This is a genomic window from uncultured Anaerococcus sp. (assembly GCF_963510575.1).
In the GTDB taxonomy this organism is placed as follows: Bacteria; Bacillota; Clostridia; order Tissierellales; family Peptoniphilaceae; genus Anaerococcus.
In genome coordinates this window covers 1-12,657 of record NZ_CAUPFR010000043.1, presented here as the reverse complement: position 1 = coordinate 12,657, position 12,657 = coordinate 1, and the positions used below count along the sequence as shown (strand labels likewise).

General features: G+C 31.8%; 16 protein-coding genes and 1 other RNA gene. 1 reads left to right on the top strand and 16 read right to left on the bottom strand.

Going from position 1 to position 12,657, the window contains the following annotated elements; genetic code table 11:
• From RQ907_RS04590 to RQ907_RS04550, 9 genes are all read right to left on the bottom strand, one after another.
• The coding region (locus RQ907_RS04590; protein WP_311492214.1) for a Tex-like N-terminal domain-containing protein at nt 1-451 on the bottom strand (451 nt) is incomplete at its 3' end.
• Nucleotides 452-458: 7 nt separating this feature from the next.
• Nucleotides 459-1,208, bottom strand: a complete 750-nt coding sequence (locus RQ907_RS04585; protein WP_311492213.1) for a TraX family protein — start codon at nt 1,206-1,208, stop codon at nt 459-461.
• Nucleotides 1,209-2,369, bottom strand: a complete 1,161-nt coding sequence (locus tag RQ907_RS04580) for a hypothetical protein (protein ID WP_311492212.1) — start codon at nt 2,367-2,369, stop codon at nt 1,209-1,211.
• A gap of 232 nt (nt 2,370-2,601) precedes the next feature.
• Nucleotides 2,602-2,775, bottom strand: a complete 174-nt coding sequence (locus RQ907_RS04575) for a 4Fe-4S binding protein (protein ID WP_311492211.1) — start codon at nt 2,773-2,775, stop codon at nt 2,602-2,604.
• Nucleotides 2,776-2,898: 123 nt separating this feature from the next.
• Entirely contained in the window at nt 2,899-3,708 is an 810-nt protein-coding gene (locus tag RQ907_RS04570; protein ID WP_311492210.1) for a stage 0 sporulation family protein, read from the bottom strand.
• Nucleotides 3,708-4,496, bottom strand: coding sequence for a DNA polymerase III subunit delta (locus tag RQ907_RS04565; RefSeq protein WP_311492209.1), 789 nt, complete (start codon nt 4,494-4,496; stop codon nt 3,708-3,710). Before RQ907_RS04565 ends, RQ907_RS04570 begins: the two co-directional genes overlap by 1 nt.
• Nucleotides 4,493-4,822 (bottom strand): cyclic-di-AMP receptor, encoded by a 330-nt coding sequence (locus RQ907_RS04560; protein ID WP_311492208.1) that lies wholly within the window; start codon nt 4,820-4,822, stop codon nt 4,493-4,495. The genes RQ907_RS04565 and RQ907_RS04560 overlap by 4 nt, the downstream gene beginning before the upstream one ends.
• Before the next feature lies 1 nt (nt 4,823).
• On the bottom strand, nt 4,824-5,447 hold the full coding sequence (gene tmk, locus RQ907_RS04555; protein ID WP_311492207.1) for a dTMP kinase: 624 nt from the start codon (nt 5,445-5,447) through the stop codon (nt 4,824-4,826).
• A 109-nt stretch (nt 5,448-5,556) separates the two neighbouring features.
• On the bottom strand, nt 5,557-6,207 hold the full coding sequence (locus RQ907_RS04550) for a 50S ribosomal protein L25 (RefSeq protein WP_311492206.1): 651 nt from the start codon (nt 6,205-6,207) through the stop codon (nt 5,557-5,559).
• 155 nt (nt 6,208-6,362) lie between these two features.
• Between RQ907_RS04550 and tpx the strand changes: the two genes are divergently transcribed.
• The gene (gene tpx, locus RQ907_RS04545; protein WP_311492205.1) at nt 6,363-6,875 is read left to right on the top strand and encodes a thiol peroxidase; all 513 of its coding nucleotides are present in this window, start codon (nt 6,363-6,365) and stop codon (nt 6,873-6,875) included.
• A gap of 37 nt (nt 6,876-6,912) precedes the next feature.
• Here the strand turns inward: tpx and RQ907_RS04540 are convergent, their stop codons facing one another.
• The 7 genes from RQ907_RS04540 to RQ907_RS04510 form a co-directional block, all read right to left on the bottom strand.
• Complete coding sequence (locus RQ907_RS04540) at nt 6,913-7,905, bottom strand: peptidoglycan bridge formation glycyltransferase FemA/FemB family protein (protein WP_311492204.1); 993 nt, start codon at nt 7,903-7,905, stop codon at nt 6,913-6,915.
• Nucleotides 7,905-8,690: a bifunctional 5,10-methylenetetrahydrofolate dehydrogenase/5,10-methenyltetrahydrofolate cyclohydrolase gene (locus RQ907_RS04535; protein ID WP_311492203.1), complete on the bottom strand. Its 786-nt coding sequence runs from the start codon at nt 8,688-8,690 to the stop codon at nt 7,905-7,907. The genes RQ907_RS04540 and RQ907_RS04535 overlap by 1 nt, the downstream gene beginning before the upstream one ends.
• Nucleotides 8,691-8,750: 60 nt before the next feature.
• A complete protein-coding gene (locus RQ907_RS04530; RefSeq protein WP_311492202.1) occupies nt 8,751-10,178 on the bottom strand; it encodes a C40 family peptidase in 1,428 nt (475 codons plus the stop codon).
• Nucleotides 10,179-10,434: 256 nt separating this feature from the next.
• An RNA gene (gene rnpB / locus RQ907_RS04525) (RNase P RNA component class A) lies at nt 10,435-10,774 on the bottom strand.
• A 36-nt stretch (nt 10,775-10,810) separates the two neighbouring features.
• On the bottom strand, nt 10,811-11,584 hold the full coding sequence (locus tag RQ907_RS04520) for a Nif3-like dinuclear metal center hexameric protein (protein ID WP_311492201.1): 774 nt from the start codon (nt 11,582-11,584) through the stop codon (nt 10,811-10,813).
• Nucleotides 11,566-12,258 (bottom strand): class I SAM-dependent methyltransferase, encoded by a 693-nt coding sequence (locus tag RQ907_RS04515; protein WP_311492200.1) that lies wholly within the window; start codon nt 12,256-12,258, stop codon nt 11,566-11,568. Before RQ907_RS04515 ends, RQ907_RS04520 begins: the two co-directional genes overlap by 19 nt.
• Nucleotides 12,259-12,657: sigma-70 family RNA polymerase sigma factor (locus RQ907_RS04510; protein ID WP_311492199.1), on the bottom strand; the 399-nt coding region annotated here is incomplete at its 5' end.

Genomic DNA, 12,657 nt, shown 5'->3' with positions numbered 1-12,657 from the left:
CTTCTAGACCTTCTTTTAGGTAGGTTGTAGCGGTCTTTAATGCTTCATCTTCGCTAGATATTTCTGTAAGGAGCTTATCCAAAAATTCCTCTAAACCAAATTCTCTAGCTATATCTGCTCTGGTCTTTCTTCTTGACTTATATGGAGCATAAATATCTTCGAGAATTGTTAAGGAATTACTTGCTAGGATTTCCTCCCTAAGCTCATCTGTCAACTGACCTTTTTCATCAATTAACTTTATAATTTCTTCCTGTCTTTTTTCTATATTGCGGAGTCTAGAAAGATTTTTTTCGATTTCTCTTATCTCTACATCAGTAAGATTGCCTGTAACTTCCTTCCTGTATCTTGCGATAAAGGCTACAGTTGAGCCTTCATCTAGAAGTTTAATTACATTTTCAATTCTTTCTTCGCTAATATTTAATTCTTTTGATAAAATTTCTAAAATTTTCATATTTTCCTTACAATAATATAATCTTCAATAAATAAATAAGTATCAAATGGACTGGATAAAAGGCATAAAAATACCACTTGTTATAAGTACCTCTCTTGCCATTATATAAAAGAATAAGTGGAATTGATAGGTAAACAATATAGGGTATTGATAAGTCAAAACCAGCAACTGTTGCCTCGAAAGCAAAGCCAAATAAAATTGCTAAAGCTGTTAAGACCTTACTGTTTTTAGCAAGATATATAAGGCCAATAGCAATAATCGCCTTTGAATCATAGTCTGTCATGAAAAACTCTGCTAAAAAATATATAGCCAAAAAAATCAAAATAATAAGCCCTAATTTAAAGACCTTTTTTAACTTAAACTCCCGTATTTTTTCCCATAGGTAAACCATAAAAACTCCCAAAAATAGGGAAAAGAATACATTCTGACTATAAAAATCAAAAATATTGTCACTAAAGGCTAGATCAAAGGGTATTTCTGAAATCAATGCAAAAAGGAAAAGTCTCTGCAAATATTTTTCACGATTTTTGCTCAAACTTATCCCCTGAACCGACATAAAACAAAAAAGTGGCATAGGAATTCGCCCAATAAGCATAAAGAGGTCAGCAAGCTTGATGTACCCCATTTGATACATAAGACCTGACTGGGCCAAGTGGCTTAAAAGCATAGCCCCACAAGCAATAAACTTTAAATGTCCACTTGTAAGGTATTTTCGATTAGCTTGCCAAATTTCAAGATTTTTTTTATTTTCAATCATTTAATAATTCCCCTTGATAAAATTTATCTTATACTTTGGGAAATTCATCGAAATATCTTTGCCAGATGGACTTAAATTCCCATCCTTATCCATATCTACAATTTGACTTGGGTCAAAAAATACCAATTTAAAGTTTTGGTTAAATCTAGAGATGATTGTAAGTTCAAACTTATATATTTCCTTATCCACTCCATAGGCAATAAGCAGATCCATAAACCTACCATAGTCGTAATCATTATACTCGTCAAAACTTAAAGTAATTTTGTATTCGTGGTTTTCTTCAACATGAAAGTTAGCCTTAGAGCTCATATAAGAATGTTCGTCACCTGTTTTTAAATTTGTAAGGGTGATTTTTGTTATATTAGGATTTGATTCTTCTATTAACTTGATTACATCCTTATCAGACAAATCTTTTTCAAAACTTTTAAGCATCTCCATATTTTTAGCACTTTTATTTATAGCAGAGATAGAAATAGGATTTGTAAGCTTTTTCTTACTGTCTCCATGGTTTTCAATTATACCTTCATTTTTCTCATCCTTTTTCAAACTTCTTCTTAAGACCCTGCCTTTATTTTTACTTGACTCGTCATCCGGTGTATAAAGATAGGCTTTAATGTCATCAAAATTCATATTGTCACTAATAGGTAAACTTTCCTTTTCGCTCAAATATAAGTAAGTCGAATAGAGGGTCCTAAAAGCCATGAACAAGAAAGATAGGCTTGTCAAAAGTGAAATGATATTTTTAGGAATGAAATTATTAAAATTTATCAAATTAATAATCAACATCAAGAAAAAAGGTCCAATGCCTGTAAAATTCATAAATTTTTTCAGACTAGATTCGTTTTCTTCTAAGCTTTTCCTTCTGCTTAATTTAATTAGCATTAACAGAACCCTTAAAAGAAAATTCATAAAACCTGCTACATACATACCACCTATAACCTTGTAAGCCAATGGATAATATGTGTAAATATCAAAAGGCAAGGACCTTATGGTGTAGTCTATAAGAATGGTAGTCGCAAGTAAAAACAGGCCAGACTTTCTAAATGTTTTTGATATAATAAAAAATAAAAGCAAAACAACAAAGGCTACTATTGCATAACCTACAAACTGGTTGTCTAATATTAAATTGTAAATTTGATTAATTATTATTTCTATATCCATAACAACTCCATTATATAATTATATCAAATTACTTGATTTTAACAATGTTTTTTATTATTTTTTAAAATAATTTTTGAAAAATATAAATACCCTAATTCACATTCAAAATCGGTAATGATACCACCAAATTTACACTAATAAGGATGCCATATCTATGAGAAATTTTTAATTTGATAAAAAATCAAAAATAAAAAGACTCCCGAGGGAGTCTTTGTTTTTTATGTAGTAAAAATTATTCTTGGTCGATTGCTTCTACTGGGCAAACAGCTGCACAAGAACCACAATCTATACAAGCATCAGCGTCGATTTCATATGCTGCATCACCTTGAGCAATTGCTCCAACTGGGCATTCACCTTCACATGAACCACAAGAAATGCATGTATTTTCATCTATTTTATATGCCATAATTTCCTCCTAATTTGTTATATGATTAGTATACAACTATATACAGATTATGTCAACTTTTTTTATAGTTTTATACTTAATTTAGAAGGAAAAATGATTATTTATTCAAATTAATAATGATTATCATTCACATTTGACCAAGTCAGCTGCCTTGTAGTATTCCTCTATCTCCACATCATCTTCTGTCATCACCCTTACCTTGCAAAGCTCTTTTACAAAATCATTGCTAAGGACAGTCCCGATTCCGTCTTCAGTTTGAACCTTACTTCCAGGTTTTGGCATATATTTTTTTGCTTTTAAATAATTTTCTTCCTCGAAAGAAAGACAACACATAAGTCTACCACATACACCAGAAATCTTTGCTGGATCAAGGGTTATCCCCTGGTCTTTTGCCATCTTGATAGAAAGTGGTGAAAATTCCGTCATAAAACGTGAACAACAGGACTTTTGACCACAGGTGCCGTGAAACCCTTTAAGCTTTGCATGATCTCTCACACCTATCTGCCTTAATTCAATCCTATTTTTAAAAACTGCCGCCAAATCTTTTACTAAGAGTCTAAAATCCACTCTTTTATCAGCCGTAAAATAAAATGTAATCTTTGTCCTATCAAAACTATATTCGCTATCAACAACTTTCATTTTTAGCTTATAATAATTCGCCTTTTCTTGAGCTATTAAAATTGCTTCTTTCGAATCTTTTACATTTTCTTCATAAATTTCTAAATCTCTTTCCGTAGCTTTTCTTATTACTGGTAAAAGAGTTTTATTAAACTTATTTTCATCTATATCTATATTAGCTAAAGCAATTTCTGCAAGTTCTAAACCATTAGAACTCTCAACTATTACCTTATCTTTAAAGTTTAGAATTAAATTGTTCGCGGAAAAATAATATATTTTCCCAGCGTCCTTAAATCTTATTCCAACTACATTCATTAACCTTGCCTGCCTTCTCTATATATATTTAAAAAAATATTCTCAACACCCAATTCAAAATTTATATTATTTCTAAAAGACCTATTAATTTTCTCAATTCTTTCTAAAAGTCTTTCTATCTTGGTTAAATTAATTTTCCTAAGCCTTTCTATGTTATAGTGATAAGTAGCAAAATCTGATTTTCTGAGATATTTATTGCCTATTATATCAGATAAAATCCTTATAATACCTTCGATTAAGCTCGATTTATCTTCCTTAAATGACAACAAAAAGTCTCTTTCTCTATAATAGGCAGATAAATCACCCGCATAAACTTTTGAAAAAATTTCAGATAGCTTATCCATGTCTATCCCTACTTGGCTATTTGTCGTATTTAATGATATTAATTGGCATCTTGACCTGATTGTAGGTAGGATTCTGCCTATATTATCAACTGTAAAAATTATTAGGCTATAGGCCTTTAACTCTTCCAGACTTTTTAACATAGCATTTGCCGCTTCTACCCTTAAATTTTGAGCATTGTGAATTATATAAATTTTAATTTTGTTATTAACTGGTCTAATTACCATATCTTTGATCAAAGACCTAATAGTTCCTATATCTATTATGTCTTTATCAATTATTTCTATATCTGGATTTATTTCTAAATTTGTACTTATATCCTTTGATGCAAAAACTTTCTTTACGAAGTCTTTAGCGTAGACTAAGTTATAATTTTTGTCTTCTCCCTCAATTATATAGGCATTAGATAAAGTGTTATTTTTTAACTGCCTATCTAAGATGCTCATAGCTGTATATATTGTTCTACGTCAATTATAAAAATAGTAGCTCCCCCAACACTTATTTCTATTGGAACTGTTGAGCTTATTAGCGAACTTTCCCCTGTTGGGTTTATAATTGTTGTGGTTGTATTTCTCTTCTTGCAATTTTTTTCGATAATTGCAAGAGCATCATCAAGTTTCGCCTCTTCTACACCTATTAGTAATGTTGTATTGCCTTTTTTAAGGAATCCACCTGAGGTAGAAAGTTTGGTTATCCTGTATCCTTCTTCTGTAAGTGCATCTATCAAAAAGTTAACGTCTGCGTCTTGTACTATAGCAACCAATAATTTCATTTTAATCCTCCAATAATTGATATATTATATTTATTACATCTTCTGTCAAATCATCAATAGATTTTCTTGCATCCACTTTTTTTATTTCGTCCTTATATAAATCAGCCATTTTTAAGTAACCATCAAATATAGTTTTGTGGAAGGAAAAATCTTCATTTTCCAGCCTATCTGGAGAAAAATTTGCTCTTTTCCTTTCAAGTGCTGTCTTATAGTCTATATTTAAAAATATGGTTAAGTCTGGTTTAAGGTCACCAGTAGCAAAATCATTTATTTTTTTTATATTATCTATACCCAAAGATCTACCAAGTCCTTGGTACAACAAGGATGACATGACAAACCTGTCACAAATTACTATCTTGCCAGCTTTAAGATCTGGAATTATTTTTTCTGCAACAAGTTGGGCTCTGGATGACGCAAATAAAAGTGCTTCTGTTTTAGGATCCATCATATAATTTTCATTATCTATAATAATAGACCTAATCTTTTCAGATATGCCAGTGCCACCTGGTTCCCTATAATAAGATATAGAGTAATTTTTATTTTCTAACAATTCTTTAACTTTTTTGATTATTGTGGTTTTGCCAGACCCATCAGGTCCTTCAAAAACTATAAATTTTCCATTCATACTTTTATTATACTATAAATTTACAAATTAAGTCTAGCTTATATTTTTTACTAAATTTAGGCAAATAAAAAAACCATTGTCTTTCTTCTAAGACTAATGGTTTTATAAATTATTCTGCGTCTTCTTCGTCTGCTTCAGTTTCATTAACTGTTGGTACATCTGCTGCACTTGCTGCTTCAGCATCTTCATCAACTGCTACTTCTTCAGAAACTTCTTGTAATGAGCAAACAACTTCATCTTCTTCTACAAGGATTGTGATGTTTTCGTTTGATGCTATATCAAGATCTGCTACAGTTTTATTATCACCGATTTGTAACTCTTTAACATCAATTTCAGCTGTTTGTGGGATGTATTTTGGTAAACATTCAACTTCTACAGTTTCAAGATTTTGTACTAATACACCGTTAACTTCATTCATATCATCTCTGTTAAGTAGAACTACTGGTACAGTAACTCTGATTGCTTGATTTTGATCGATTGCTTGGAAATCAACATGTAAAAATTGGTTTTTATATGGATGGCTAGCGAATTCCTTTATAAGAACTTCCTTGCCTTCACCGTTGATATCTAATGTAATAATAGTAGATGTTCCAGCTTGTCTAAGTACTTTTTCAAAATCTCTAGCTGTAAATTGAACATTTACATTTTCTTGATTTTTAGCATAGATAACTCCTGGGATAAGTTCATTTTTTCTAATTTTCTTAACTTGATTTTTACCAGTAGCTTCTCTTTTTTCTGCTTGTAAAACTATTTTAGCCATTTTGCCTCCTTAATTGTTCATACTAGCTAATTATACCTCATTCATGCCTATTTACAACATCTAAAAATCTAATTATTTTATGATTTAATTGATAAAAATACCTCTTTGATATAAAATATAAGTGAAAGTGTGTATAAGATTTTAAGGAGTTTAATATGGCAAGACATGGTAAATTTGGAACTGTTGATATAACAGTCCTAGGAAAAGAACTAAAAATTGGTGATAAGGCCCCAGATTTCAAGGCTGATAAAATGGATTTGACCGAATATAATTTTTATGATGAAGAAGGAGATAAAATCAAAATCTTATCTGTAGTACCTTCGCTAGATACAGATGTTTGTGAACTTCAAACAAAAATGTTTCAAAAAGCGACTGAGAATTTTTCAAAAAATATAGTTGTAGTTACCGTTTCAAACGACTTACCTTTTGCCCAACAAAGGTTTAAGAAAGTTAAAAAAACTGATAAAATTAAATTTGTATCAGATTACAACTGCAGAGATTTTTCTACCAAATACGGCACTTTAATCGAAGAATTAAAACTTTTAAATCGTTCTGTTTTTGTTGTAGATAAGGACAATACAATAAAATACGTCCAATACTTGGAGCAAAACACTGACCTTCCTGAATATGAAGAAGCAATTAAGGTTGCTCACGATTTAGATAAGTAAAATCCCCTCAAGCGAGGGGATTTTTCATTGATTTATTTTACTTAGTTATAAGAAATTCTTCGTATTTTTCCCTATCATAAACTACATCTAGTTCACCGATAAAGTTTGAATACTTATCAGGATAGCAGAAAGACTGCTTAAACCTATAGAGACCATCATTTGTGTCAAGACTAAAAGTGCCACCAAGGTCAAGGTAGTCAAAATCATTTTCAAGACACCACTGTATTTCTGTCCAAATCATATTATAATTAGGCATTTTATTTCTCATCTCATTTGAGCTTGCTGCATAGAGGTAGTAAACTTTTCTGCCATAAGGAATTAAAAGCGATGCCGATAAGGCCTTATCTTCAAAGTATGATACAAAAATTTTTCCACCTAGATATGTTATTAATCTTTGATAGTAATCCTTTGGTCTATGACCTATCCCTTGCCTTCCAGCCATGATTTTTGTTAGGTCATAAAATATATCTAGGCTTTCTTCATCTGTTTTACAAATTGTCTTAATTCCAGACCTAATTGATTTTCTAACATTATACCTACCCTTTGATGAAAAACTCTCAAAAATTTCATCTTCATCATGAGCGGTTAAATCGATAATCATATTATATCTTGGTTGGGTAAAAGAATGTGTATCTATACCTACAGTCCTAAAGTCATAGCCCATTTTTCTGTAATCGTAAACCAATTTTTCATCAAAGTTTAATTCTGGATCCATCCTTAATAAAAAAGCATCATATTTTTCTCTAAGGGGCTCAGCTTCTTTAATGAGGGCTTCGACTAGCTGTATATCTCTAAAGTCGCATACAGGACCTCTTGGAGCATATAAAAAGTGTTTTCCATTGGTATTCTTGATACCGATTACAGACATAGCTGCAATTATCTGTTTGTTTTCTTCAAGGTAAACATAGTCATGAGTCCAGTTGCTTTTTATTTTTGACCAATTTGTATCTTGCATAGGTCTTGCAAATTCTGAATTTCTAACAAAATCATTATATCTTTTCAAATCTTGTTCATTATTTACTATAGGCATTAATAAATGAGTCCTTCCACTAAAGTTATTGTTGTAATTGAACCAATCCCATTTTTACTACCTAAATATTTAACATCCAGGTCTGAGATTGAGTTAACATCTATATCTCCTATTATCTTACCATTTTTATATGAAGTTCCAACATCTATTATAAAACTGCCATCACTAAAGTATGTCTTATCAAAAAATTCTGCCTTACCTATAGCTGAAATAAATATGTCAGAATTCTTAATAATAGACTTAGGATTTTTTGTTAGGCTATTTATAATAGTAACACTTGCTCTTTTAGCTGCAAGGTATATTGCAAGGGGCCTACCAATTACATTTGTATTGTTGGCTACAACTATATTCTTACCCCTGTAGTCAATTTTTTCGCTGTACATAAAGCTAACCACCGCCCTTACCGTAGCAGGAAGTGATTCTTTTTTTCCATCAAAAATTTTTCCCAAACTCTTATAGGTGAAGGAATCTAGGTCTCTAAGCTTAATATTTTCTTTAAGCATGGATAAGTCTTCGCCATCACCGAAAGGAGCAAGTATTATAAAACCATCTTTTCTATCATAGGAATTAATAAAATCTAATATTTCTTCTTGGCTTTCATTTTCAAAAACCTTATCTATATAAGTTATATTAAATTCATCACAACGTTTTTTGATAACTTCCTTGTAGTGGATTACTTCTTCATTAGCTTGCTTGCTTATTAGGAGAATTTTATTATCAAAATGGTGGTTTTTCAGCTTATTTATAAGCTCTTCTCTTAATTTTTTTGTAGTTAATATTTCCATAATTTTCCTATTAAAAAATGCCCACAGCTTTTGCCCTGGGCATTTAATCCATTTATTTTATTAGTATATTCTTCTAGCGCCTCTGTATGCATTTTGGAATGAACCGTTAAATATGTTATCATATCTAACTCCAGTTTGTGGTGTAGATGCGTGAATGAATGATCCATCAGATCCTGTAACTATACCTACGTGGTCAATGCTTTCACCACCAAATGAGAAGAATACTAGGTCTCCAACTTGTAAATTGTTTACATCTACTGCATAACCATTATTAAATTGGGCTGCAGAATTATGTGGTAGGTTTACACCCACTTGTTTGTAAGCATAAGCAGTAAGTCCTGAACAGTCAAAACCAACATTAGGATCAGCTGCTCCCCAAACGTAAGCAGAGCCAATAAATTGACTTGCAGCGTTTACTGCACCTTGAGCACCTTGACCAACTGGAGCTTGATAATTAATTGCTTGTTGCTCTACTACTTGCTCAGTCTGTTTTATTGTTTGTTTAACTGTTTGCTTTACTTGTTGCTTTTGAGCTTCTTGAGCTTTTTTGGCCTCAGCAGCTTTTTTAGCCTCTTCAGCTTTTTTAGCCTCAACTGCTTTTTTAGCTTCTGATGCTTTTCTTGCTTCTTCAGCTATTCTAGCTTCCTCAGCAGCCTTTGCTTCTTTAGCTTTTTTAGCCTCAGCTTCTAATCTTTTTGCTTCTTCTTGAGCTTTAATTTGATTTACTAAATCTTGTGGATAGTAATTTGCTAGATGAGCAAGGCTTATGTAACCTTCAGTAGTTACGAACCAGTTGCCTTCAACATGTCCTACAAGTTTATCTCCAGCTTTGATAGTTCTAACGATATTTGTTGAAGATGTAGCGTCTTTTGATGCTCTTATATTTAAAGTTGGAACATTTACAAATTTATCTGAAATTACTGGTACTTGTACCTTTTTTTCAACTTGTTTTTGAGTTGCTACAGGAGCTTGGTCAGCTTTAGCTTTGTTTGAAGATAAATCATCAATCTTCTTATCATCGTAACTAACTACGTCTTTAACTTCTTGCTGTGCCTTTTCTTCGATTAGATCATCAAGATCTTTGTCATCATAACTAACAACTTTATCTTGGCTTTCTTCTTGTTTGGCAACAAGTTTTTTATCTTCTTTTTCCTTTAAATCCTTTTCTTCAGCTTTTTTCTCAGCTTTTACAATTTTAGGTTGAACAAGAGTTTTAGCTGTCTTTTCAATAATTATATCTTGCTTAATCTCTTGGCTAGCTTTTTTAGAGTTTCTTTTTATACCAGCAATCTTTGTATTTTTAACTTCTTTTGTATAATCAGATTTAACGAAGGAACGAGAAGATTCAACTTCCTTGTTTTCTTCAGTAATTAAAGAATTAGTATGTTTATCGTTTTCTAAATCTGTCACAGTAGCTGCATATGCTGTTGCAACGGCTGCCGATGCAACTATAACTGTTAATGCCGCTCCTATATTTTTCTTACTCATATTAAATTACTCCTCCATAATTGTCATGAATAGTATATGTTTATTGTCTATTGTATTTTGAAATCTAAACTAATTCTATTACTTTTTAACAAAAATGTCAATAATTAGTTACAAAAAAATTACACTTATTTTGGTAATTTTATATTTATTATGAAAATTCAAGTAAATTTCCCAATTTTTATAAAATATTTATACCAATAAGTGTAATTTTAAAAACATTCAATTAGAATTTTGTAACTAATTGTGTGTTAATTATGTAAAGAGTAAACCTGTAAGCCGTGTTCTGTCGTGGATAATCATCTATCTAGGCTTATTATTGCTAATAAGCTCAAGCGAACTACCATTTTCCGGACTGGGCCGAGCAAGCCTCCTAATGTCCTTTTTGTTCTTGCACCGGATGGGGTTTACATAGCCTGCCTATCACTAGGACAGCTGGTGAGCTCTTACCTCACCATTCCAACCTTACCAAAATTGGCGGTATACTTTCTGTTGCACTTGCCTGAAGATCACTCCTACTTGACGTTATCAAGCATCCTTGCTCTATGGTGCACGGACTTTCCTCGTTGCTTACGCCCCGCGATTATCTGATTTACTCCCTAGTTAAGATACCCCTTTTTGTTATAAAAGTAAAATTAAATGAAGTATCTGAACTTATCTGTTTTCGAAAAAGTGTAAACTTCCTTCCCAATTATTTGTTCAACTTCCTTTGCAAGCTTAAAAATAATATGGTTCTCACTTGCGTAATGACCCACATCAGCAATTATTATGCCCTTATTTGACATATCCATGGCCTCGTGATATTTTACATCTCCTGTTACAATTATGTCGCAGGATTGGTTTATAGCGTCTTCTATAAGGAAGGACCCTGCTCCACCGCAAAGACCTACTTTATCAATCATTTTTTCATAATTACCGTAGACCACGATTCCGCTTGCTTCTAGTTTTTCTTTTACATTTTCAATAAAAATCTCAGCTGGTTGCTTATCAATGTAGCCAAATCTTCCAAGGCCAAGGTCTTTTCCTCTTTCTAAACTCTTAACATCTCTAAGACCTAAAATATTGGCAAGATTGTCATTTACCCCACCTTCTGCTATATCTAAATTTGTGTGAAAAGCATAAACGGTGATGTCATTTTTTATACATCTTTGAAGTCTATTATAGAAACTATCCCTAAAATCAATTGACTTTGTAGGATTAAATAAATATGGATGGTGGGTTATGATTAAATTTGCTTTTCCATCTTCAAGTGCCATGTCTATAGCCTCTTCTTCTAGGTCTAAGGATAGGACAACTCCCCTTAATTCATCGTCTGGATTTCCTAGCTGTAAGCCAGAATTATCCCACTCTTCTTGTAAATCAAATGGATATTTTTCATTTAATTTCTCTATTAGTTCGTAAATTTGCATCTTTCTTCTACCTTTCTTATAGCTTTTAGCCTATCAGAAATTTTCTTGCTGGCTCTTTCATCTTGAGATTTTTCTTTTATTTCCTTTAGGAACCCTAGATTTTTTTCCTTGTCTATAACAAGTTTTTCCTTTAGTAGGTCACTTTTATTTTCTATATCTGTTAGACCATAATAATATTCTTCAAAGGCTAAGTTTTGTTTTTTACCGTAGTAAACTTTCAAAATATCATAGTACTTTTTATTTTCGTAGGATAAAAAATCTTTTTCTATATAGAACCCCTGATTATTTAAGAAATGTCTAAGTTCATAAGTATTTACATTCGACGCAAGAACAAGGTAATCAAGATTTTTTGAAAATCCTAAACTTTCCTCGATAATTTCAATTATGGTATTAGCGCCCATACCAGCTATTATTGCCACTTGATTTTCACACGCCTCCAGCCCCTTAAAACCATCCGTAACTTTAGTTTTTATTACTTTTCTTAAGTCATCGTCTAGTCTATCAACTAATTTTTGAAGGCTTGGGGCAGATATGTCTGTTGCTGTAATATCATTTGAAATCTTATTTTTTGCCAAATATAAAGGAACCAATCCATGATCGGTTCCCACATCTATAATTTTTTTATTTGAATCTAAGATATTAATAATATCTAATAATCTTTTCTTATCTTCCATCTATAAAAAATCTTTCAATAATTCACTTTTGTTAGGAGATTTAAGTTTCCTTAAGGCTTTGGCCTCGATTTGCCTAATTCTCTCCCTTGTTACATCAAATTCTTTGCCAACTTCTTCAAGTGTGCGTGGGGTTCCATCGATAAGTCCAAACCTTAATTGAAGAACTCGTTTTTCCCTAGCCCCCAAACAAGAAAGCACATCGTTTAATTGCTCTCTTAGCATTGTATAATTAGCAGCTTCACCTGGATCTACTGCTGTATCATCTTCGATAAAATCTCCCAAGTGACTATCTTCTTCTTCACCAATTGGAGTTTCAAGACTCACTGGTTCTTGTGCAATTTTTCTAATTTCAGATACCTTATCAACTTCAATACCCATAATATCTGCAATCTCTTCATT

Excerpts from the sequence above, each read along its gene's own strand:
- RQ907_RS04570 (WP_311492210.1), bottom strand. The coding sequence starts at position 3,708 with ATGAATGTAGTTGGAATAAGATTTAAGGACGCTGGGAAAATATATTAT.
- RQ907_RS04550 (WP_311492206.1), bottom strand. The coding sequence starts at position 6,207 with ATGGCTAAAATAGTTTTACAAGCAGAAAAAAGAGAAGCTACTGGTAAA.
- RQ907_RS04560 (WP_311492208.1), bottom strand. The coding sequence starts at position 4,822 with ATGAAATTATTGGTTGCTATAGTACAAGACGCAGACGTTAACTTTTTG.
- RQ907_RS04565 (WP_311492209.1), bottom strand. The coding sequence starts at position 4,496 with ATGAGCATCTTAGATAGGCAGTTAAAAAATAACACTTTATCTAATGCC.
- RQ907_RS04540 (WP_311492204.1), bottom strand. The coding sequence starts at position 7,905 with ATGCCTATAGTAAATAATGAACAAGATTTGAAAAGATATAATGATTTT.
- RQ907_RS04585 (WP_311492213.1), bottom strand. The coding sequence starts at position 1,208 with ATGATTGAAAATAAAAAAAATCTTGAAATTTGGCAAGCTAATCGAAAA.
- RQ907_RS04515 (WP_311492200.1), bottom strand. The coding sequence starts at position 12,258 with ATGGAAGATAAGAAAAGATTATTAGATATTATTAATATCTTAGATTCA.
- RQ907_RS04575 (WP_311492211.1), bottom strand. The coding sequence starts at position 2,775 with ATGGCATATAAAATAGATGAAAATACATGCATTTCTTGTGGTTCATGT.
- tpx (WP_311492205.1), top strand. The coding sequence starts at position 6,363 with ATGGCAAGACATGGTAAATTTGGAACTGTTGATATAACAGTCCTAGGA.
- RQ907_RS04535 (WP_311492203.1), bottom strand. The coding sequence starts at position 8,690 with ATGGAAATATTAACTACAAAAAAATTAAGAGAAGAGCTTATAAATAAG.
- RQ907_RS04530 (WP_311492202.1), bottom strand. The coding sequence starts at position 10,178 with ATGAGTAAGAAAAATATAGGAGCGGCATTAACAGTTATAGTTGCATCG.
- tmk (WP_311492207.1), bottom strand. The coding sequence starts at position 5,447 with ATGAATGGAAAATTTATAGTTTTTGAAGGACCTGATGGGTCTGGCAAA.
- RQ907_RS04580 (WP_311492212.1), bottom strand. The coding sequence starts at position 2,369 with ATGGATATAGAAATAATAATTAATCAAATTTACAATTTAATATTAGAC.
- RQ907_RS04520 (WP_311492201.1), bottom strand. The coding sequence starts at position 11,584 with ATGCAAATTTACGAACTAATAGAGAAATTAAATGAAAAATATCCATTT.